16 protein-coding genes and 7 pseudogenes are annotated in these 20,742 nt (G+C 57.0%); 18 read left to right on the forward strand and 5 right to left on the reverse strand.

Annotated elements, in window-relative coordinates; genetic code table 11:
- Positions 1 to 331: 331 nt before the first annotated feature.
- The 6 genes from J1C56_RS23900 to J1C56_RS23925 all read left to right on the forward strand — a co-directional run bounded on the left by J1C56_RS23900 (position 332) and on the right by J1C56_RS23925 (position 7,812).
- Entirely contained in the window at positions 332 to 2,014 is a 1,683-nt protein-coding gene (locus J1C56_RS23900; protein WP_214392499.1) for an ABC transporter substrate-binding protein, read from the forward strand.
- Positions 2,011 to 3,000 carry an ABC transporter permease gene (locus J1C56_RS23905; RefSeq protein ID WP_214392500.1) on the forward strand — a complete coding sequence of 330 codons (990 nt, stop codon included), beginning with the start codon at positions 2,011 to 2,013 and terminating at the stop codon, positions 2,998 to 3,000. The genes J1C56_RS23900 and J1C56_RS23905 overlap by 4 nt, the downstream gene beginning before the upstream one ends.
- Complete coding sequence (locus tag J1C56_RS23910; protein ID WP_214392501.1) at positions 2,997 to 3,929, forward strand: ABC transporter permease; 933 nt, start codon at positions 2,997 to 2,999, stop codon at positions 3,927 to 3,929. Before J1C56_RS23905 ends, J1C56_RS23910 begins: the two co-directional genes overlap by 4 nt.
- Positions 3,926 to 4,933 (forward strand): ABC transporter ATP-binding protein, encoded by a 1,008-nt coding sequence (locus tag J1C56_RS23915; protein WP_214392502.1) that lies wholly within the window; start codon positions 3,926 to 3,928, stop codon positions 4,931 to 4,933. Before J1C56_RS23910 ends, J1C56_RS23915 begins: the two co-directional genes overlap by 4 nt.
- Complete coding sequence (locus J1C56_RS23920) at positions 4,926 to 5,948, forward strand: ABC transporter ATP-binding protein (RefSeq protein WP_214392503.1); 1,023 nt, start codon at positions 4,926 to 4,928, stop codon at positions 5,946 to 5,948. The genes J1C56_RS23915 and J1C56_RS23920 overlap by 8 nt, the downstream gene beginning before the upstream one ends.
- A gap of 427 nt (positions 5,949 to 6,375) precedes the next feature.
- Positions 6,376 to 7,812, forward strand: a complete 1,437-nt coding sequence (locus J1C56_RS23925) for an amidase (protein ID WP_214392504.1) — start codon at positions 6,376 to 6,378, stop codon at positions 7,810 to 7,812.
- 25 nt (positions 7,813 to 7,837) lie between these two features.
- On the opposite strand, the pseudogene J1C56_RS33045 reads toward J1C56_RS23925, so the two are convergent.
- The 3 genes and pseudogenes from J1C56_RS33045 to J1C56_RS23935 all read right to left on the reverse strand — a co-directional run.
- Positions 7,838 to 7,993: pseudogene (locus J1C56_RS33045) on the reverse strand (IS1595 family transposase); the annotation flags it as partial.
- A 193-nt stretch (positions 7,994 to 8,186) separates the two neighbouring features.
- Positions 8,187 to 8,891, reverse strand: coding sequence for an aspartate/glutamate racemase family protein (locus tag J1C56_RS23930; RefSeq protein WP_214392505.1), 705 nt, complete (start codon positions 8,889 to 8,891; stop codon positions 8,187 to 8,189).
- Between the two features lie 415 nt (positions 8,892 to 9,306).
- Positions 9,307 to 9,399 (reverse strand): annotated as a pseudogene (locus J1C56_RS23935) (AAA family ATPase); the annotation flags it as partial.
- A gap of 103 nt (positions 9,400 to 9,502) precedes the next feature.
- On the opposite strand from J1C56_RS23935, the pseudogene J1C56_RS23940 reads away from it, so the two are divergent.
- From J1C56_RS23940 to J1C56_RS23995, 12 genes and pseudogenes are all read left to right on the forward strand, one after another.
- Positions 9,503 to 9,760, forward strand: a pseudogene (locus J1C56_RS23940) (DDE-type integrase/transposase/recombinase); the annotation flags it as partial.
- Positions 9,761 to 10,244: 484 nt separating this feature from the next.
- A pseudogene (locus J1C56_RS33500) lies at positions 10,245 to 10,794 on the forward strand (cupin domain-containing protein).
- 214 nt (positions 10,795 to 11,008) lie between these two features.
- Positions 11,009 to 12,266 (forward strand): annotated as a pseudogene (gene hisD / locus J1C56_RS23950) (histidinol dehydrogenase).
- A gap of 261 nt (positions 12,267 to 12,527) precedes the next feature.
- Complete coding sequence (locus J1C56_RS23955) at positions 12,528 to 12,998, forward strand: 2,4'-dihydroxyacetophenone dioxygenase family protein (RefSeq protein WP_214392529.1); 471 nt, start codon at positions 12,528 to 12,530, stop codon at positions 12,996 to 12,998.
- A gap of 255 nt (positions 12,999 to 13,253) precedes the next feature.
- The gene (locus J1C56_RS23960; protein ID WP_214392506.1) at positions 13,254 to 13,883 is read left to right on the forward strand and encodes a hypothetical protein; all 630 of its coding nucleotides are present in this window, start codon (positions 13,254 to 13,256) and stop codon (positions 13,881 to 13,883) included.
- Between the two features lie 361 nt (positions 13,884 to 14,244).
- The gene (locus tag J1C56_RS33060; RefSeq protein WP_246591860.1) at positions 14,245 to 14,397 is read left to right on the forward strand and encodes a hypothetical protein; all 153 of its coding nucleotides are present in this window, start codon (positions 14,245 to 14,247) and stop codon (positions 14,395 to 14,397) included.
- A gap of 488 nt (positions 14,398 to 14,885) precedes the next feature.
- Positions 14,886 to 15,593, forward strand: a complete 708-nt coding sequence (locus J1C56_RS23970) for an aspartate/glutamate racemase family protein (protein ID WP_214392508.1) — start codon at positions 14,886 to 14,888, stop codon at positions 15,591 to 15,593.
- Positions 15,594 to 15,669: 76 nt separating this feature from the next.
- A complete protein-coding gene (locus tag J1C56_RS23975; RefSeq protein ID WP_214392509.1) occupies positions 15,670 to 16,758 on the forward strand; it encodes an ABC transporter substrate-binding protein in 1,089 nt (362 codons plus the stop codon).
- Between the two features lie 49 nt (positions 16,759 to 16,807).
- Positions 16,808 to 17,656, forward strand: a complete 849-nt coding sequence (locus J1C56_RS23980) for an ABC transporter permease (RefSeq protein ID WP_214392510.1) — start codon at positions 16,808 to 16,810, stop codon at positions 17,654 to 17,656.
- Positions 17,657 to 17,661: 5 nt separating this feature from the next.
- Entirely contained in the window at positions 17,662 to 18,489 is an 828-nt protein-coding gene (locus J1C56_RS23985) for an ABC transporter permease (RefSeq protein ID WP_214392511.1), read from the forward strand.
- Between the two features lie 4 nt (positions 18,490 to 18,493).
- Entirely contained in the window at positions 18,494 to 19,585 is a 1,092-nt protein-coding gene (locus tag J1C56_RS23990; RefSeq protein ID WP_214392512.1) for an ABC transporter ATP-binding protein, read from the forward strand.
- Positions 19,586 to 19,624: 39 nt separating this feature from the next.
- A pseudogene (locus J1C56_RS23995) lies at positions 19,625 to 19,768 on the forward strand (polysaccharide deacetylase family protein); the annotation flags it as partial.
- A gap of 26 nt (positions 19,769 to 19,794) precedes the next feature.
- Here the strand turns inward: J1C56_RS23995 and J1C56_RS24000 are convergent.
- Together J1C56_RS24000 and J1C56_RS24005 are read right to left on the reverse strand one after the other, a co-directional pair.
- Positions 19,795 to 20,169: pseudogene (locus J1C56_RS24000) on the reverse strand (transposase domain-containing protein); the annotation flags it as partial.
- Positions 20,170 to 20,323: 154 nt separating this feature from the next.
- Positions 20,324 to 20,742, reverse strand: a 419-nt coding sequence (locus tag J1C56_RS24005) for a UPF0149 family protein (protein ID WP_214392513.1), incomplete at its 5' end; no start/stop codon positions are given.

Here is a 20,742-nt window from a genome sequence, read left to right on the forward strand (position 1 = left end):
TTCTACACTCTGCCGCTTAAGATGCGGGAGAACATACGGAACCAGATCGACCCGACAGTTGGCGCAATGACTTCGCCCCTCCCGGCCGGCTGCGGGTGGTGAAGGCCCGCAGGCGGCACCCACTTTGGCCTCGAAACGACGGACAGCTATCTGGAGTCCAGATACCTGCAATATAAAAAATATCCTTGTGGGATCGAGCAACCGCAACTCCAATGGAAGCGCTATTAGGGGAACCGCGGCTTCTTGGTTCAGGAATGACGCGCGTGTTGCGTCGCCAGCCTGTTCCGAATGCGATCAGATACACATAATTTGGATGAGGAGGAAAAAGACTATGAACAAGTGGCCATTCAGTCGCCGCGCCGTCGTGAAAGCAATGCTGCTGGGATCGGCAGCACCTTGGGTCATGAGCTCAAAAGTTTTCGCCTCGTCGTCGTGCGACGATCACATCGTGCGCATCGCGGCAATTGCCGCTCCCGATTCCCTGAATCCCTTCGCAACCTCTAGCTCGTTCTGGCCCCTCATTTTCACTTATGACTTCCTAGTCGGCAGCGACGCCCAACTCTACTCGGACCGGAAGGGGTTCGCCAAGACGTGGTCCGTTGCTGACGACAATCTCACTTGGATCTTCAAGATATGGCCAGGTCTGAAGTGGTCGGACGGCCGACCCGCCACCGCCAGAGACGCCGCGTTCACTTATAACTTTTTGCTTGGCTCCATAGGCAAGCCAGATGAACTGAATATTGGCCAAAACAGCACGAACGGCATGGAACAAATTGCATCCGTTGCGGCCATTGATGACGAGACTTTGCAGATCGTAACCAAGGCTCCTACACGCTGGCTAATTGACAACTCCTTTCTAATACTACCTGAGCATATCTGGAAAGACATCAGCTATGCTGATGCGCGGAGCACTTTCCGCAACGACCCGCCTCTTGTGGGGACTGGGCCGATGATCGTAAGGGAATATCAGCAGGGCCAGTTTGTGCGCTTCACGCCGAACGAATATTTCCGCACAGGAAAACCAGCAACAGCCGGTATGATCCTTAATCTCTTCAGCACGGCCGATCCGATTGCCCAAGGTTTAAAGAGCGGCAGTCTCGATTATGCCCTCAGCCTGACAGCCGCCCAGTGGGATGACCTCTCGAAAGATCCTGACATTGTGGTTGGCCAAGTGCCCACCGAGCAGCGCAACTACTTGGCCTTCAACACAGTATCCGGGCAGGGAAAGGGCAGCACAAAGGCTCTGCAAGATCCGGTGTTTCGCGATGCGATCGGCTTCGCAATCGACCAGAAGACCATTGTCGATCGGGCCTTCCGCGGGCACGCCGACCCAGGGGCTGGACTCGCAATGCCGGTGGCGGCCGATTACTACTCGTATTTGAGCGACATCATGCGTCGCTTCGACCTTGCTGAGGCAGGGCGGCGGCTCGATGCCGCCGGCTATCGAGACACGAATGGAGACGGTGTCCGAGAGGATAAGGAAGGTAACAGTTTCCAGCTTGAACTGATCACCGGAACTTTCGCGACTGTGATCGAGATGCCGATTGCGGCAGTGCAACTTGTCGCTGGCTGGCTCGAGAAACTTGGCATTCCCGTGTCGGTGACCCAACTCGACTCAGGTGCGCTCACCGCCCGCACGGTAGCGCCGGCGGACGGCGGTGGAGGCTGGGATTTACTCGTTGCCGGTAGCTGGTTGTCTCGTTCACCTCACGATATCCTCGCGCTGGGCAGCAGCAAGCAAATCGGTGTCAGCAATAGTTCGTATTGGACAAATGACAAGTTCGACGGGCTCCTGTCGGAAGTCGACCGCACCGTCGACCTAAAAAAGAGCCGGGAACTGGTCGACCAGGCGGCGCGGATCATTTATGTCGAAGCACCGTATATCATGTTATGTTACCCCTCCGTGCTCGAGGCCCATCGTAAGGATTGTTTCAAGGGCTGGGGGACGGACGCTGCGGTGTCGCAGGTGAGCTATTTCCCGTTTGATCGCCTGAAGCCCGAGCCAACGCCGTGAACGGGGGACGGACGAGCCGGCACTTCGGGCGCATCCTCGTCAGGGCGATCATAACCCTCTTGATGGTTGCGGTCCTGAACTTCTTCCTGTTCCGGGTCATTCCAGGTGACCCTGCATCGCTTCTGCTTGGCGGGGCGCGCATCAGCGTGACCGCTGAGCAGATGAAGGCACAGCGCCAAAACTGGGGCCTTGATCGGCCGCTGTTTCCGGACCAGGCGGTCGATTACCTGTCGGCAACTCTCCGGGGCGATTTCGGCTACAGCTTCAAGTTCAGGGGCAGGCGTGTCGCTGACCTGATTGTGGAGCGCCTGCCCGCCACCATTGTCTTGGTCAGCCTAGCTCAATTCATCGCCATAGTGTGTGGGGTTATGCTTGGTCTATATGCGGGCTGGCGCCGGGGAGGAGCCGTCGACCATATCGCCACGGGAGCCTCGCTGCTGCTATATTCAACGCCTTCGTTCTGGGTCGCGATGATCCTGATCGTGATCTTCAGCACGGCTTTGGGCTGGCTTCCCGGCTACGGTGCATATTCGCCCGGCGTTTCTACGCGTTCGCTTGACCAGGTGCTCGATTACCTGCGGCATCTCACGCTACCGGTCTCTGCCGTAGCGCTTGGTCTGATTGGGCAATATGTCGTGGTCGCCCGGGCCGCGATGAGCGACGTTGTGACCGAGGACTATATGGTAACCGCACGGGCCAAGGGGCTGACCGGCGGACAGATGCTGATGCGTCATGCATTCCGCAATGCAATGCTGCCGGTCGTGACCTTGATCACCCTCAATCTCGGCTACGTGGTGGCGGGTGCCATCACTGTTGAAGCCGTCTTCGCTTGGCCGGGGATAGGTGGGCTGACGGTAGAGGCGCTCAATGCGCGGGATTACCCAGTCCTTCAAGGGGTTTTCCTCTTGCTCGGTGCCTCGATTGTTCTCGCAAACCTCGTAGCCGATCTAGCTTACGGCATTCTTGATCCGCGAGTACGGCAATGAGCGATGCTATTGTCCCGTATTCCCCGCGAGGCCGTGCGCGCGCGATAAAAGGCTTCCTAGGTCAATTTCTTAGCTACGGCGGCGCTCAGGTGGGCCTCGTTTGTCTGGTTTTCTTTCTTGTTGTGGCAGCGATGCCCAATATTCTGGTGGGGCCGCTTCAGACTGCGATCAATGCAACCGGCGAGTTCCTCGAGCCCCCTTCAAGCCAGCATCTGCTGGGGACCGATGAGGTGGGGCGGGACGTGCTCAATTTGGTCGTGCACGGTGCTCGCATATCGCTCACGATCGCGTTGTTGGCGACTGTGATTAGCCTGGTCATCGGAACCACGGTCGGAATGACCGCGGGCTACTTTGGCGGCCCGGTTGACGTCTGGCTGATGCGCTTGACGGATTTCTTTTTCGTCGTACCTTCCTTCGTGCTGGCGTTGGTCATTACACCCGTGGTTCTCGAGGTGATAGGGCGGGGCCGAGATATCCTTGGCTTTCGTCCTTCTCTTTTCGTGATCATTGTCGTTATCGGCTTGACGAGTTGGGCCTTCGTCGGCCGTATCGTTCGCAGCCAGACACTGTCGCTCAAGGAGCGAACATTCATTGATCGCGCACGCGTTGCGGGCAGCAGTAATCTCAGCATTATGGTGCGGCACCTCCTCCCCAATCTCGTGCCTCAAATCGCAGCCAATGGTGCGCTGGTCGTCACCGGCGCCATCTATGTCGAGACATCGCTCTCGTTCCTCGGGCTTGGCGATCCGCTGCAGCCCTCATGGGGCACTTTGCTTTCGCTCGCTCAACGCGCCGGTGCGGCAAGCGCTGGAGCCTGGTGGTACCTCGGTGCCCCCGGACTGTGCGTACTTACGGTTTCGCTTAGCTTCGTCCTGATTGGCAATGCCCTCGAGGACACGTTCGATCCACGGCGGAGGGTGATTCCATGACAGGCTCCTCCCAAGACAAGGCTCCGCTTCTGGAAGTCAGCGGGCTCTCTGTTGACTATGGGCTCAAGGGCGTTTCGTCGCGTGCGATCGACAGCGTAAGCTTCGCACTCCGAGCCGGAGAGGCCGTTGGCCTCGTCGGAGAATCGGGCAGTGGCAAGACCACGACCGCGATGGCGATCGCTGGTCTACTTTCGCCCAACGCGCGGGTCAGCGGCGGCCAAGTGTGCTATCGCGGCAACCGACTGCCGATCGAAGACGATGCGGCCATGCGTCCACATCGCTGGAGCGAAACTTCGGTCGTGTTCCAGGGCGCAATGAATGCGCTCAACCCGGTACACCGCATCATCAAGCAGATTGCCGAGCCATGTATGCTTAAGCTTGGGATGCCGCGCGGCGAGGCGACCGCCCGGGCAGGGGAGCTACTCGAGCTAGTCGGTATTCCAGCAGATCGAGGTGCCGCCTATCCCCACGAATTATCCGGCGGCATGCGTCAAAGGGTGATGATTGCCATGGCGCTTGCGTGTCGCCCCTCGATCATCATTGGTGATGAGCCGACCACTGCGCTCGACGTCATTACACAGGCTCAGATCCTCAAGCTCCTAGGGGAGTTGCGATCGCAGCTTAACCTTGCCCTCATTCTGATCACTCACGACCTTTCTGTGGTGGCTGAGTCTTGTGATCGCGTGATGATCATGTACGCGGGCCGCATCGTCGAGGACGGCACTGTCGCTGAGATTTTCGCCAAGCCTAAGCACCCGTACACAAGATTGCTGATCGACTCGATCCCAAACCCGGCGAACGGCAAAAAGATGATCCGGCCAATCCCAGGTGATCCCCCCAACTTGGTGAATCGACCCTCAGGCTGCGCTTTCCATCCACGTTGCCCGTCTGCCATGGGGCTTTGCGCGACCGACGTCCCCAGCTTCGACAAGTTCGGGCGGTCACGTGTGGCTTGTCATCTTCACCGGTCCTCGCAAGAAGACAAGGTCGCAGCTCATGCCTGATAACGCCGACATCCTGCGTCTCGAGAGCCTGCAGGTCCATTTTCCTATCCAGGGAGGGATGCTCGACCGTGTCCTGGGCCGACCTGTCCGCGCGGTGCGTGCGGTAGACGGGATCGATCTCAACGTCGGACGTGGCGAGATCGTCGCCTTGGTCGGGGAATCGGGAAGCGGCAAGACGACTCTGGGCCGCGTCATCACCAAGCTTGCCCAGCCGACAGGCGGCAGAATGCTTTTCGAAGGCCGCGATATGACGTCAGTTCAAGGGTCCTCAGCACTGCGACCTTACCGGCATCGCGTGCAGATGATATTCCAGGATGCCTATCAGGCGCTCAACCCGCGACACACCGTTTTCGATATTGTGGCTGAGCCACTGCGTTCACTGCGACTGGTCGAGAACGGCACCCAACTCGCCGAGCGGGTGAGCGAGGCTCTTGCATCCGCCGGGCTCAATCCACCCGGTGATTTCTTCTCCCGCTTCCCGCACGAGCTGTCTGGCGGCCAGCGCCAGCGGGTCGTAATTGCCGGAGCGCTTGCCGTTAGGCCGGAGCTCATCGTTGCTGACGAGCCTGTGTCGATGCTCGATGTCTCGATACGCGCCCAGATTCTTCAGGTCCTGGTTGACCTACGTGACAAGCACCATATGGCGCTGCTGTTCATCACCCACGATCTGCCGCTCGCCTGGTTGATCGCCGACAGGATTGCCGTATTGTATCTTGGAAAATTGGTTGAGATCGGCACCGCCGACGAAATCACATTCAACCCACGCCATCCGTATACGGTCGCCTTGCGCAACGCCACTCCGCAGATTGGCGGCAATGCAGGTCGCGCCGAGTCGCCGGCCCTGCAGGGCGAGGTTCCAAGTGCTGCGCGCGTGCCGAAGGGCTGTCGATTCCATCCGCGTTGTCCACTGGCCTTCGACCATTGCCGGGAAGAGGAACCGCCGCCCATTGAAGTGGGACCGCAGCACTTGTCTGCGTGCTGGCTGGCGAATGATGGCCGATCCCGCAGTTCTTAGGCTTGCGCTCAGTCCAAGTCAGTTGTCTGCAAGCAATCTTCGTATCATTGACGAGGCGACCGACCGCAGCATCAAAAACTCTGAAGCGCTGAGGCATAAGCAAGGAAATACAGATTGCGTCAACATATCTGTACTAGTTGCTTTATTTCATCTCGTGAGAGAATGACCATGAAAGAAAAACATTACTAGACGCGTTTTCCCGGTGTCCGACATCATGGTCGGAATGACGGGGCGTCGCTTGGTTGTCGAGCTCTGGACAATTCGCAAACCCGGGATCTATCCGCGGGGCACCGGTGTTTCTCCGATAGGTACTCGGTCTGCCGCAATAACATGTTCGTAGACAGCCAATCCGTTAACTGTCTAGTGGCGCATACGGCGACTAACACCAGTATTCTCGCAAGCGCCAAACAATAAGAGGAGTCTGCGCATGAAACTAAACGAGTACGCAAGGTACGATGCCACCGGTTTGGCCTCTCTCGTGAGCGCAGGCGAAGTGACTGCTGTGGAACTGGCGCGGCTAGCCCGCGAGGCCTACGACCAAATTAATCCGCGCATCAATGCGGTAATCGAATTCTACGAAGATGCCGAGACTGTCGCCGGCGCGGATTCTGGGCTCTTCAACTCCGTGCCATTCTTTCGCAAGGATATTGGACCCAGCGAAGCTGGCCGCCTCCAGGAAAAGGGAAGCCGTCTGTTCAAAGGCTATCGCCCCAACACTGACAGCTTTTTTTTTCGTCGCGCCCGGGACGCGGGTCTCCGGACCATGGGAAGAACAGCAACGCCGGAGCTTGCGAGCTGCACAATGACCCAATCCATTCTTAATGGCATCACTAGCAATCCATGGGATGTGGAACGCTCGGCAGGAGGCTCTTCCGGCGGAGCCGCAGCGGCGGTGGCCTCCGGCATTACTCCGATTGCACACGGTGGTGACGACGGCGGGTCAATTCGCGTTCCAGCGTCCTGGTGCGGCCTTGTCGGGCTGAACCCGTCACGCGGACGTATTTCCGGTGGCCCGGACCAGCAGGACTCCTCTTTTGGCCTTTCGCGAAACTTTGTCGTTTGTCGGACGGTGCGTGATATGGCCGCCGCGTTGGACGTTTTTTCCGGTCCTCACCCCGGTGATCCATTCATTATTGTCCAGCCGGACCGCCCCTACGTGGAGGAACTTTCACAGCCCACCGGCACTCTGCGGGTTGGGGTCGCGAGGACCAAATGGGGCGCGATCGATGTCGAGCCGGAAGTGCTACAGGCTGTCGAATCGACGGCCACACTTCTCGAAGAAATGGGCCACTTTGTTTCGGACATGGAGGTGCCGTACGAGTCCGAGTACAGTAGAATATGGTTAGGCCTGTCAAGCTACAGCGCGAAGTCTCTTGATGACGCCGCGCTGGTCATGGGACGTACAATCAACGCGGACTCTTTGGAGCCGATAAATTTGAAGCTATATGAATATGGCCGAACTTCAAGTAGCCCAGCGGGGAACGCACACGAGGCCTTGCGAAGGATGCGGTTCCGCGTGGGCGAGGCGATCCAAGCGTTCGACATCCTGCTGACCCCCACGGTGCCCCACTTGGCCATTGCCCATGGTGGCATCTACAGCACTACCCACTCGACGCTGTCCGCAGAGGAATTCATAGAAGCGGATGGCGCAGTTTGTCAGTACACCGGAGTCTTCAATATTACAGGACAACCTTCGGTGTCCTTACCTTTGGCGCAAAGCACGAACGGCTTGCCGATCGGCCTTCAGATCGTCGGTCGCTTTGGCGACGAGGCTACACTAGTTCGTATCGCACGCGATCTGGAGGAGGCCAGACCATGGAGCAAACGGCGACCAATGGTCTGGGCAGAAAACAGTGAGGATTAGTGGAAGCGCTGCGATGTTACGGCTGGACCGAGCGTTTGTAACCACAAGCTGGGCAGGTTCTGCCGTCCGGCCGCACGACGCCTTCCGGGCGACGCCGGCACTGCTGCTCATCCTCGAACGCCACGATGATGTCTCCGACTTTCCGAATGTTGGAAAGCGTTGCCAGCATCGTTTCAGACATCCCGCCTGTCGATGCCTGCAGGAACGGTCCTCGCTGCTAGTGCCATCTCTACCTCCTGATCCGAAGGCAGGGAATCACACCGAGATGTGCTCGTCACCAAAATTCCGACTCCGCGTTCAGCGGACGTGCTCTAGGCCCTTCTCACTAAGCTCACACATGACCTGACGAGTTAGTTTAGGATAGCCTCGAGCGGTTAGGCGACGGCTGCGAACGTCATCCGATAAAGCGTTGCGGTGTCATAGATGGGCAGGCCTGTTAAACGGCGGATTGCTGGCGTGACCATCGGGAACATTGTACATTCAAACAGCAGCGCGGCAATTTCCGGATGCGCAGCGCGGAGTTCCGCGACGCACTCAGCAACGTCTTTCTCAATGTCGGCGATGTCAGTGGGCGCCGGCGGTCGCATGTTCTCATTCTGCACCAACTTGCTGCCGTCGATGCCGCCGATAACGATCCTCGCACGTTCGGCCGGATCATCGATCCCAAGAAGATCTTCACCCAAATGTCCGGCCTGCGCGGCCACGACGGCGAGCTTGGCAGTTGGCGGCAGTTGGCGAAGCAAAGTCGGCGCCAGGAGCAGGCTGGACATCGCCACAGGTACATTAACCGATGCAGCCACCGCCGCTTGATGCCGCATAGTGTAGCCGCAGTCCCCGGTTATTGCGACGGCTCCGCGATCGACCAACCGCCGCGCAGCTGCAACGTAGGCTTCCTCAAGAGTGGGATCGCCGGGGATGACCTTCTCCGCCCAAGCGCCGACCGCCGTCTCTATGATTATTGGGAAGTCGAAGGTTGCCGGATTGAAGACCGAGCCCGGCTGCGGAGGCGAAAAATCACCGGGCGCGGGCCCGATGTCCAGTCCTATAATTCCGAGGGCTCGTTGTGGTTGAGTTGTCATCGAGAAAGCTTTCTCAAGTTTGGACGCAAGGCCCTTGGTTTTCGACAGCCATGGATGCTTTAGTAAGTAATTAGTCCTATCCGCCGGGCCTGCCAATTATCGACTATAGATGGATTCCATCTGCGTCCGAGATAGATAGTGCCGGGCCGCTGCGTCGCAATTGAAGGAAACGCGGATACCTGAGGCAAACAAATACACGTCTCGGTGGGGCTTGGCCCAGGATTCAAGCTCATCTCACTGCCGAACGACGCGAGGCAGTTGGTATCGAGCTCACTTAACGATCGTTCCCTCGTGTCTTCGCGAGCTTGGCGACTCATGGTAGTCGGGTTTGCTGCTGCTGTAGGTACCGATTAGCCAGCTTCGGTTCGCCAAGAAGAAGCGATCGGGATACATCGGTAGTCCCTTCGCCGTTTCCATAGAAGCCGTCGAGCAGCCCGGCGAGCCCTGCCGAAAACACTGTCTTGCCAATCCCGGTGTCTGTTCCGGTGATGACGATGCGCTTGGTCATGCCGAGGCCAACACCTCGACGAGCGCCTCGATCATGGCCGAAATGGCGGCTTCGTCGACATTGAGCGTGAGCGAAATGCGCAGGCGCGACGTGCGCGGAAAGCCGGCTGCGGGAGCGATTGCGGCGATCGCCGACGCCGATCCGCATCCGCAAGAGCCGGTATCTCAACAATCGCATCAAACAGGATCACCGGCGCATCAAGCGCCGCATCAGGTCTATGCTCGGCTTCAAGTCGGAGGGGACCGCCGAAATTATCCTGTCCGGCATCGAGATGGTTCACATCATGCGCAAACGACAGGCGCGCTATCCCTTCAATCCCAGCCCGTCGATCGCCGAGCAGTTCGCGATCCTCGTGGCATAACGACCCAAGGGACCATCCCTTTCTGTACCGTCGTTCCGCGTTTGCGACACAACCCGGGAGATGCCCTGCCATGTATAATGTCTCGGACGGTGCCATCGCGTTTTCAGATGACTAGCGCGTCCTTCGCTGAACTCCGCTGCTCCGACGTCTGCTCGAGGAGCCCCTCATGAATTGGTGATGGACCAGGGACGGTTAGCTCGGAGCAGATGTGCCAGCACCGTCGCATTGATCTTGTCGGTCTTGATCTTGGCGTCTGCGATCACCTCACTCGGCTGAAGCGCAACGTCTGCCGCTCCTGTCCTGCATCACCGCAATTGGCGATGGTCCTCGCAGACATGGTATTCATAGGATCAGTCAAAGCTGGGAGTGTGACTGTTCCTCAGTCATCAGCTACATCTCAGTGGAGCCGTTCTCTAACCAGGCGCGACCTTCCTTCATGCCGAGTGCCGGCTAGGCATACCTGTTGAGACAATAGGAGGTCCTCATGCCCAAGATCGGAAGCAAGCTTCGGGAGCTGAGGCGCAGGCGCGACCTGGGCGTTCGAGAACTCGCCATTCGATCCGGTATCTCCCATTCTACGATCTCCTTGATGGAACGCGATAAAAATCAGCCCCTCGATCGACACCCTTGGGGCCGTGTTGGATGCCCTTGGAACGACGCTTACGTGATTCTTTTCTGACCTCCAGTCGACTCTGCCCTACCCGCCGTTTTATGCGGCCGACGATCTTGTGGAGATAGGAAAAGTTGAGACGATCTCATACCGGGTGATCGGGCTGAATCACCCGAACCGGCAACTGCTCATGCTTCAGGAGAGATACGCCATAGGAGCAGACTCTGGCGAGGAATTCACCCACCCAGCGCAGGAAGCTGGAATGGTTATCTCCGGTGCGGTTGAGGTCACCGTTGGAGATCAAAAAAAGGTTCTGCGGCCAGGTGACGGCTATTATTTTGACAGCCGTTTGCCGCACAGGTTCCGCAACGTCTGCGACCGGGAAAGCGAGATACTGAGCGCGATCACGCCGCCCACATACTGAGATGACCCGTACCCGTGGCGCTTGCAACTATGATGAAGTTCGAACGACGGAAAGTCCTACAGGGCCAACCGGTGAAAGCATGCTCAGCGCCCTGGTTGGTCTGTCTGCCCGAGCGTGCCGCAGCAAATCACGACAATACCAACGCCCGGGCAGTAGCTGAGCCAAAGTGCCGGCAAGTCGAGGATGAATAGCGCTGAAAGGTAAATTTACCCAAATTAAGCAGCCCTCCCGGGACGCGGCCTCAGACACGGCCCCGGTCGAGAAAACCGTCAAGGAGATCATTGCGAACGTTTGCAAGCGTGGGGACGCTGCGGTTCGTGATTACTCGCTTGCCTTCGACAAGGCTGACGTCACCAACTTCGAAATCACCGAGGAGAAGCAGAAAGCTGTCGCCGATCTCGATCCGCAGACCCGGAAAGACACGGAATTTTCCATCGCTAACGTGCGCCGCTTCGCCGAGGCCCAGTTGAAGACCATTCTTCCCCTCGAATTCGAAAACTTGCCGGGACTTCATCTTGGCCACCGCGTCATTCCTATTGAAATCGTTGGCTGCTATTTGCCTGGCGGTCGCTACCCGCTTCTGTCGGCTCCAGTGATGACCATCGTTCCGGCCAAGGTGGCCGGCTGTGACCAGGTAATCGCCTGCCTTCCGCCGAACGCCCACCCCGCCATGATCGCAGGCTGCCACCTTGCCGGAGCAGATCGCATTTTCCGCGTTGGCGGAGCCCAGGCGATTGCGGCCATGGCATACGGCACCGAGACAATTCCGGCAGTCGACAAGATCGTTGGCCCGGGCAACGCCTTCGTCAACGAAGCAAAGCGCCAAGTGTTCGGTCAGGTCGGGATCGACCAGCTTGCTGGCCCGAGCGAGATCTTCATCGTCGCCGACGAAACCGGCAATGCCGCAACCATCGCGTCCGATCTGTTGGCGCAGGCCGAGCATGACGTCCGCACCCGTGTTGGCCTCGTGACGACTGACCGCAAGCTTGCTGCAGACGTTCTCAAGGAAGTCGAAAGACAGCTCGAAGACCTGCCGACGGCTCCGGTAGCGGGGGCCGCATGGAAGGATTACGGCGAAATTACCGTTGTGGAGGACGAAGACACGATGATTGCCTATTCGGACTACATCGCGACGGAGCATCTGCAGGTCCACACACGCGATACCGCAAGCAACGGCAAAGAAGCTTCGAAACTACGGCTCGCTCTTTGTCGGTGAGCTCGCCAGCGTCGTCTATTCGGACAAGTGCTGCGGTACGAACCACACCCTACCGACGATGGCCGCGGCTCGCTATACCGGCGGTCTTTGGGTTGGCTCCTACGTTAAGATCGCCACCCACCAGTGGCTGGACGAGCGCGGCGTCGCCGCGGTGGCTCCGGCTGCCGTGCGCCAGTGTGCGACCGAAAAGCTGGAAGGTCACCGCCGTGCTGCCGCGCGCCGGCTTAGCCCAAAGCAACTGACCTCAGTTGGTTAAGCCATTACAGCGACCAATTGGCTCATCGAGGTCCGTGCAAACGGCCCAGGCAAATCTGATTTGACGTAGACTGGGTCACAATCCTGGCCATTACGAGGGCCGCTCGGTGCAATCGAACTGTTCCACCCCGTAGCCAGGAATCGAGGGCCTAATAACCCGCAGAGGCAGTGATCATTCCTGCCTCGTCTCAAGAGGAGGCATTTCGTGAATAGAGCACTCGACTTTTCAAAACAACCATACCAAATGCCCCAACCGCCTGGCATGCGTCCCGACCTGTTCTTGTCCCGGGCCCTTGATCTCGATACGGACCAAGATGCCTGGGTCCCCCAGGCTGAAGGCGTCTGGTTCAAACCGCTTCTGCTTTCTGTTAGCGAGGGATATTACGTCAATTTACTTCGAGTCACAAAATCCGGAGTCCTTTCTCGGCACCGCCACAGCGGCCCGGTTCATGCGATAATACTTCGAGGAACGTGGCATTATCTGGAACACGATTGGATCGTCAAAGCTGGCGACTATGCTTTCGAGCCGCCGGGCGAGACGCATACGCTCGTCGTGCCTGAAGATTGTAGCGAGATGATTACGCTATTCCATGCAAGTGGCGGGTACGTCTATGTTGATCCTCAGGGCGTGGCTTTGGGATATGAGGACGTTTTCACCAAAATCTCTGCCGCTTCGCGTCATTATGAAGCGCTCGGTCGAGGCGCTGGCTACATAGAGCAATTTCTTCGTTAGCAACCAGCATTCCATCTGCCGAGTAGCTGATTGACAATACGATCCGGTTCTACTGGGAGAAACCAACAATGAGAATTATACAATATGGCGTAGGAGCAATGGGTGGGTTGATGCTTCGCCTGCTTGCGAGACGCAGCGACGTAACCATAGTCGGCGCAATTGACAACGATCGAAACAAAATCGGTCGTGATCTTGGCGACCTGCTTCAGGAGCCGACCCTCAACGGTATTCAGGTGTCCGGAGACGACGCAACAAATGAAGGCCGATGTTGCTCTGCACGCGACGACGGCTTTCGCAGCCGAGGCATATCCCGTTATCGAATCGTTGATCGCAAGAGGCATCAACGTTGTAACTATAACGCAGGAGCTGTTCTTCCCGCTTGGCTCCAATGTCGGCATTGCAGAGGAGATTGATCGTCAGGCGAAGGCGGCAGGTGCACGCGTTACCGCTGTAGGGATTAATCCTGGATTTATACTCGACCTTCTTCCAATCTCAGCATCCTCGCCTTGCTGGCAGGTCAACCGAGTAGATGGACGGCGTATAGTAGACTTTTCTCCCTACGGGCCAGACGAGATGAGGCACATTGGTGCGGGACTTACCGAATCCGAGTTCGCTTTGGGAGCCAAAGATGGCACAATTGGCCATACCGGACTCTTGGAAACGGCTGGCATGGTCGCAGTTTCAATGGGTCTTGAAGTTGACGAGCTCCGGCAAGCCAAGTCGGCGATCATTACTTCGCGCCATCGGCGTACGTCATACCCGCCTGTGATCGAATACTTTGGACACATGTCGGCTGGCTATTTCGTAAAACATACTGAAGTCCCGGAAGATATCCTCCGCCGAGCCACGCGAAAATTACCGGCACGACGATGCGTGAGGTGGTGACATCTGCATCCTCAGATACCCGGTATTTCAACCTTTACCAAGATACGTGGGCGTAAATTATGGGCCGACGGTGGAAAAGGCGCATGGTTTTGATGAGCGTGTCGACTTGGAGTCAGTCAAGCGTGTGACGAAAACCATGGCGTTGTTCTTGGCGGAATGGTGCGTCCTATCGGACGACCGAGCTTAAGCGTCATAGAAATGAAGACCTTGCCAGTTTGTGTGATCGGATCTTCCCAAGGTACTGGATGGATGCGTTCACCGAAAAGGTCCTTGCCGCCCCCTGGGCTTCTTGCCGTGGTCGGCAAGGCCGAACGCGGATGCAGCCGCGGTCGAGTCGATCGTCAGGCCATCAAGAGCCTTCATGGTGGCCGTCGGCGGAGCGGCACGCCTGGAAATCTATCACGGCATTACGGGCGATGCTATCAGCTGCTATCTGCTGCCGCCATTCCGCAGAGCGGACGTGCGGATACACGCGCCCGCCGCATCGACGTCCACGATCACCGGCATATTCTGAACATCAAATTCATGGATCGCCTTCATGCCGAGGTCTTCGGACGCTATCAGGCCGGCAGTCTCGGCTGTGGCTGTCTTTTCTAACGTCGCTTTGCTCGTACGCTATTCCGCGGTTATGTCCTCAATACGCGATGAACACTGGATGTTTAGGTATAGACCGGACGAAATTGATTCGGAACTGGGCGGCAGATTCGGACTGCCACCAAGCGGCATTTTCTGCTCCCAGAAGACGGATTGGAAGGATGGTTCTTTGGAGAGTGCAGATGGGCATCGGGGCTCGAAAAGGCCGGCATCTCGTCGCCAGAAGACACCAATCTACAAACTGAATTGGACGCCTGCGGCCGCCTGCTGTCCACTGCGATCACCTAGTTGGAGCGATGCCGGCAACCTAAAGGTAACCGGTCGACCCGCTGGCTTTGCCCGGATCTAGGCGTCATTTCGCGATAATGTTTTCGACGATACACCATACTAACACCAACGGAGTCCTGAATGGCACCGCAACCGCAGCGCTCTCTAGGAATTCTCAATCTGGAACGTGGGGAGGCAAGAGACGCCATGCCGCTGGTGCCACCACGCGGCTCCTTGATGAGTTCAGCTACTTACGATTTTCCCGTCATTTCGGAAACCGTTGTGGGTGCATGGGTGGATCTCGTTGTCCCTGGCGCGCCCGAACTGGAGTCCGCCTGCGTTGCAGCAGCGAAGCGCCTAGTCGAGCGCGGCGCGGTGGCAATTAGCGCCAACTGTGGCTACTTTATCCGACACCAAGCTGCCGTGGCGGCGGCCGTGAATGTCCCCGTGGTGTCTTCGAGCCTGCTGCTTCTGCCGGCGCTACTCGGCCAATTGCCGGCCGCCGCTAAGCTCGCCGTTCTGGTCGCCCAGCCGAAGCACTTGAGCGAAGATATGCTCGGGCTCACCGATCCGTTTGCACGGGCCAGGGTGGTCATCGGAGGGATTGAAGATAGCGCACTCGTGCGAAATGAGAATATGCGACCACCGCCACCGACGGATATGGCGGATATAGAAAAAGATGTCTTGGCGTGCGCCGAGCGACTCCGCGGTTCACATCCAGATCTCAAGGCCTTTCTATTCGAGTGCACGGCAATGCCGTTGACGGCGCCGGCGGTCCGGCGAATGACAGGTCTGCCTGTCTACGACATTACCACGCTCTGCCGAATGACCTTGGCGTCCGTCGCCTGAGGGAGGTGAGCGCGTCAAAATTACGCGTCGAGCCTAGCGCCTAACTTGCCGTGATACTCACAATGGGAGAACGATCATGTTCACAATGTCACGCCGAAATCTCTTAAAGAGTGCAGCTTCGGTTGGGGCTGCTGGTGTTGGTCTCTCGCTCGCGCGGATAGCCGGGGCGCGTGCTGCCGAGACGATCACTGTGGTTGAATGGGGCGGAGACTACTTCGAAGCAATGAAGGCAATGGCCGCCGAACAGTCGGACATTAATGTCAATTGGATCCTGCATACAGGTGGTTCCGCGGCTATTCTGCCGAAGATCAAGGCCATGTGGCCACACCCCGGCATTGATGTTCTGACCGGATGGGACGTGTCGTGGCAAACAGTCGCCCGTGAGGGCTGGGCGGAGCCGGTTACCTTGGAAAAGGTTCCGAATCTCGCCGATATTCCACAAAAATTGCTCGTCAAGGATGGCGCCGGAAACATCGTAAATATCCCTCGTACGATTACAGCCCTGTCCTGGATGTACCGGGAAGATACCACACCCTTCGAAATTGCCAAGCTTGACGACCTTTTAGACCCCCGTCTGAAGGGCAAGATCTGCTTTCCTATTCCCACACTGAATCAGAACGTCCAGATGGTCTCGTTGGCGCTTTACAAAGGCGGCGACGAAAAAAATATGGAGCCGGCATGGGAATTCGTAAAGAAATTGGCGCGCAGCGGAAACATCGGGCGAGTCGCGAACGCTGATGTTGACACATCAAATTCTCTCACCTCCGGAGAGACTAGCGTAACATTTAATAATAATGGGACCTTCACAGAGTTGACCCGTCGTAACTTCAAAATGCGATTACTTAACAGGATGGATCCAATGACAACAGGGTTCCGGACGTTCTACTTGCAGGAAGGTTGGTGCGTACTCAAAGGCGGGAACACAGACGCCTCGTTCAAGTTGATTAATTTCCTTATTAGTCCCGCTAAAAACGAGCAATACAATCGGATTATTGGAGCTATGCCTGCCAATATCAAGGCCGCTGTCTCTGACGAGGCCAAACCCTTTATGTTCAACAACGATGAAATGAATAAGTACGCCTACGTTCCCGACTGGTCGTATATTTCCGAACAATCCGATGCGTGGATGAAGCGCTGGGAGCAGGAAATCCAGCCTCTACTCTAGCGGAAAGCCGGGGCGTATCTCAGCGCAAGCGCTTCGGCCAGAGGTCTAAATGAGACATTTTAAATCCCAGTTACTGCTGCTGCTTCCGGCGGCAGCCGTATATCTCTTCTTCCTTGTCCTTCCCCTATGGACGGTCATTGCGGAGAGCTTTCGCACATTCACGCCAGGCCGTATCGGGGCTGTAGCGGGAGCCCCGCTTACCGTTAAGAATTATACGGAATTCGCCGGCCCGGTCTATGCGACTTATTTTGGCCAAACCTATGTGTTGGCCTTCTTCGCGTCGGTGATCGCTATCATCATAGCGTTTCCGGTCGCTTATTATATTGCGAAGAATGCATCTGCGAGTGTGCGAAAGATCTGGATCTCAGCTCTCGTCGGCCTAATGTTCTTGAGCGCATTGGTTCGGATCTATGCGATCGAATTGACATTCGGTTCTGTCGGGATACTCGCCCCGTTCATGTCCTTTGTTGGTGTCAACATGAACGGCACTGCATATATTAACATCATCATCATTGTCGGATTGCTCCACTATGCTATACCGATATCGATCCTGATCATGATAGGGGCGATACTGAATCTCAACCCTCGCCTGACTGAAGCCGCGCAGTCTCTTGGCGCATCGGCAATAGAGTCACATCTTTCAGTAACTATCCCGCTGTGCATTAAGGGAATCGTGTCTGCATTTTTGGTTTCAATGACATTTGGCGTAAGCGCTTTCGCAATCCCTTGGATCCTGGGGCGCGGAAGGGTACAGTTTATTTCAAACATTATCTACAGTCGGTTTAGTGAAGTATCTAACTACCCCAGCGGGGCTGCAATATCGATTATCATGTTGGTCTTATCGCTTCTGATGATTTTTATCATATCTAGGATTGCAACGTTCTTTGACAGGACATAGTAAGAATGCTTAGCAAGCGACACACAGACGCCGGTCTTGGTGTACTCCTAAAGGCAACAATCGCGCTGACGGCAGTGTTTTTGCTGCTCCCAGTGGTGATGACCGTAATCATGTCATTTGACTCGCGTAACTATCTTGGCCAATTTCCTCCGCCGAGTCTGTCGACGCAGTGGTTCACCAAGTTTGCCCATAATGGCTATCTCTGGTCCGGACTCCGCACGAGCCTTCTGCTGGCGACCGCGACAACCGTCGGCGCGACGACGGTTGGAGCCTTGGCCGCGCTGGCCATCAGTCGAATGACTGCGCAATGGCGGGATCCTGTCACGACGGCTTTCCTGTCGCCTCTAGTGCTGCCAGGAGTTATCATTGGGTTTGCGTTGCTGATGGCATTTTCGGCATTGAGCGCGGTTCCAACATTTCTTAAAATGCTCGCTGGGCACCTTCTCATCACAGTTCCCTTTACGATCAGAATGACACTGATTGGGCTGGCTGGCATAAGTGCGACGCTGGGTGAAGCGGCATTGAGCCTTGGCGCCAATGAACGCCAATCTTTCTTCACGATAATTTTGCCGCTTGCTAAGAATAGTATCGCCGCTGGTGCGATCTTTGCCTTCGCATTCTCCATGGACGATTTAACAATCAGCCTCTTTTTGAGCGACTTTAATACGTATCCGCTTCCCGTCGCTCTCGTAGGTCTGATGAGGTCGAACTTCGATCTCACGCTCGCTGCGGCCGCCGTCTTTCTGATGGGGCTAACTGTCATCATTTTGATTGTGCTCGATCGCATATTTGGTCTCGAGCGGGTTATCGGCCACGGCATCTATAAGGCTTGAATCAATGAATGTTCTTGAATTGAAAGACGTCACCAAGAAATACGGCGAATTTGTCGCTGTTGAAGGCGTCTGCTTGGAAATAGAAGAAGGAAAGATTCTTTCCCTTTTGGGACCGAGTGGTTGTGGGAAATCGACCACGCTACGCATGATAGCTGGGTTTACAACGCCGAACAGCGGCACAGTGGCAATCGCTGGCGAAAACGTTGACCATCTAAAGCCCTACGAACGCAATGTTGGGCTTCTGTTCCAGGATTACGCGCTCTTCCCACACATGACGGTGGAGCAGAATGTCGCGTACGGACTGCGGTACCGCGGAACACCGAAACCGATGATACCTTCTCGGGTCCAGCAGATGCTGTCACTTGTGCGCATGCTCGGTATGGAGGCCAGATATCCTAGCCAGCTAAGCGGTGGACAACAGCAGCGCGTAGCGCTTGCCCGGGCGCTGGCAACTGACCCCCAAATCGTCCTGCTAGACGAGCCACTATCCGCACTTGATGCCAAGCTTCGCCTGGAGTTGCGTATCGAGCTAAAGGAAATCCTCAGATCAGTAGGCGCGACCACCATTGTCGTTACGCACGATCAGGAGGAAGCTCTGAGCCTCGGAGACGAAGTCGTTGTCATGCATGCGGGAAAGGTGATTCAGCGCGGTTCTCCGATAGAAATCTACAAGGCGCCCGCAGATAAGTTTGTAGCTGAATTCGTTGGCAGATCCAATTGGTTCTGCGCAACCAGACGTGGTCGATCAAGTGGAGACCTTAGCTCCTATATCACCAGCAATGGAATTGAGATACGCACGAGATCAGCGCCGACAGACCGGCGTGGAAGTGCCGATCTATGCATCAGACCGGAACATATTGAACTCATGGACGTCACACAGGGTGTTGTGAGTGATGAGCCAGACCAGAATCTCTTAGAGGGTGTCGTAGTCGACGTGGCGCCTCTGGGGGCCGATGTGCATGTGGTCGTCGACCTACCGGGTGAGACTCGGTTGCAGGTAATCCGAAAGAATGTCGGGAGGATTCCAACGGTCGTGCCGGGACAACCCGTGCGGCTTTGCTTCGCAGCCTCCGATGTTCTCGTGTTCCCAACCTGAACATTGATTGAGTTATCAAGCTATCGATTGGAGATCGACATGGAACCGTGGGAGTGGAGCGAGGACGTCTGGCGTTCCAAAGTCAACAAGGTGCGGGCGGGCCGCTCGTTGAAGCCTAAGAGCTGGAACGACGGCAAACGCTGTGCCGTGGCTCTCTCCTTCGACAGCGACCACGAGACCAACGTGTGCAGCTTCGACAACTTCGTCTAGCCGCAGCAAGGACGGCTCTCAGGCGCAGCAACCACGATGCGCTCGCGCGGCAGATGTTCGGAGAACGGCTTGCGCGACGGCCGACGACGCTCGAACGCTTAACCAGGGTAGCGTGCGACGCTTGCTCGGCAGCCAGTTCGTCCTCCGTGGCGCCGGCTTCCAGATCCTCGAGCTGCAGTTAACTGCTCGAGCAACCTGGCCTTGCGCTCTGGACGCTGCCGTAGAGTTCGCGCCTGAGCTTCTCGATCTCCAGCTTCAGCCGGGCAAGCAACACCTCCGTTCCAGACTTGAACGCCGCCGCACGGCCGGCAAGCGCCTCGGCCCCGACGCGCGGCACGCTCCGCCAGCGCCAGACCCGGGAAGCCCTTTCTCATATCGGTGTGGCCGGTCGCCAGCCACACTCGCACGCCGCTCGGAACCGGGATCATCGCGGCCCGAGCGCGTTCAGCAGTAAGCGATGCGCCAAGGCACCTTTCCCGAAATCGTCTTGATGGTTAGATCGATCGTTGGTCCGCGCGGCGGCGCCGATCACTTCGGATCGTCATAGCGGGTGACGTAGTGGAGTTCGCGCAGGGCGGGGATGACGAGGGCGATGTCTTTGTAGGCCTCGTGCTCGATGAAATGCGCGGTCTCGGGCCCCGGCCTGGGCTTGCCGAGGACGGGCCTCCCCTTTTTGTCGACGCAGTAGATCAGGATGGGCAGCAGCAGGCCGTGGTTGGGGTTCTTGAGGTCGAGGAGCCGTTTCCAGCGTTTGATGTTGAGATTGATAGCCGCGTAGAATCCCTGGCACCACGGCCGTGGGTCGATGCCGCCACTGGGGTTGGTGGTGAAGCGGGGCGCATAATCCTGTGGTCTGTCGAACAGCGTCTCGTTGATCCGGTTGTGGATCCTGGCGACGCTGGCAAACACGGCTTGATCGGTTGCAGAGCCTTTGGCCAGGACGTCGC

This window comes from Aminobacter anthyllidis (assembly GCF_018555685.1).
GTDB classification, from domain to species: Bacteria; Pseudomonadota; Alphaproteobacteria; order Rhizobiales; family Rhizobiaceae; genus Aminobacter; species Aminobacter anthyllidis.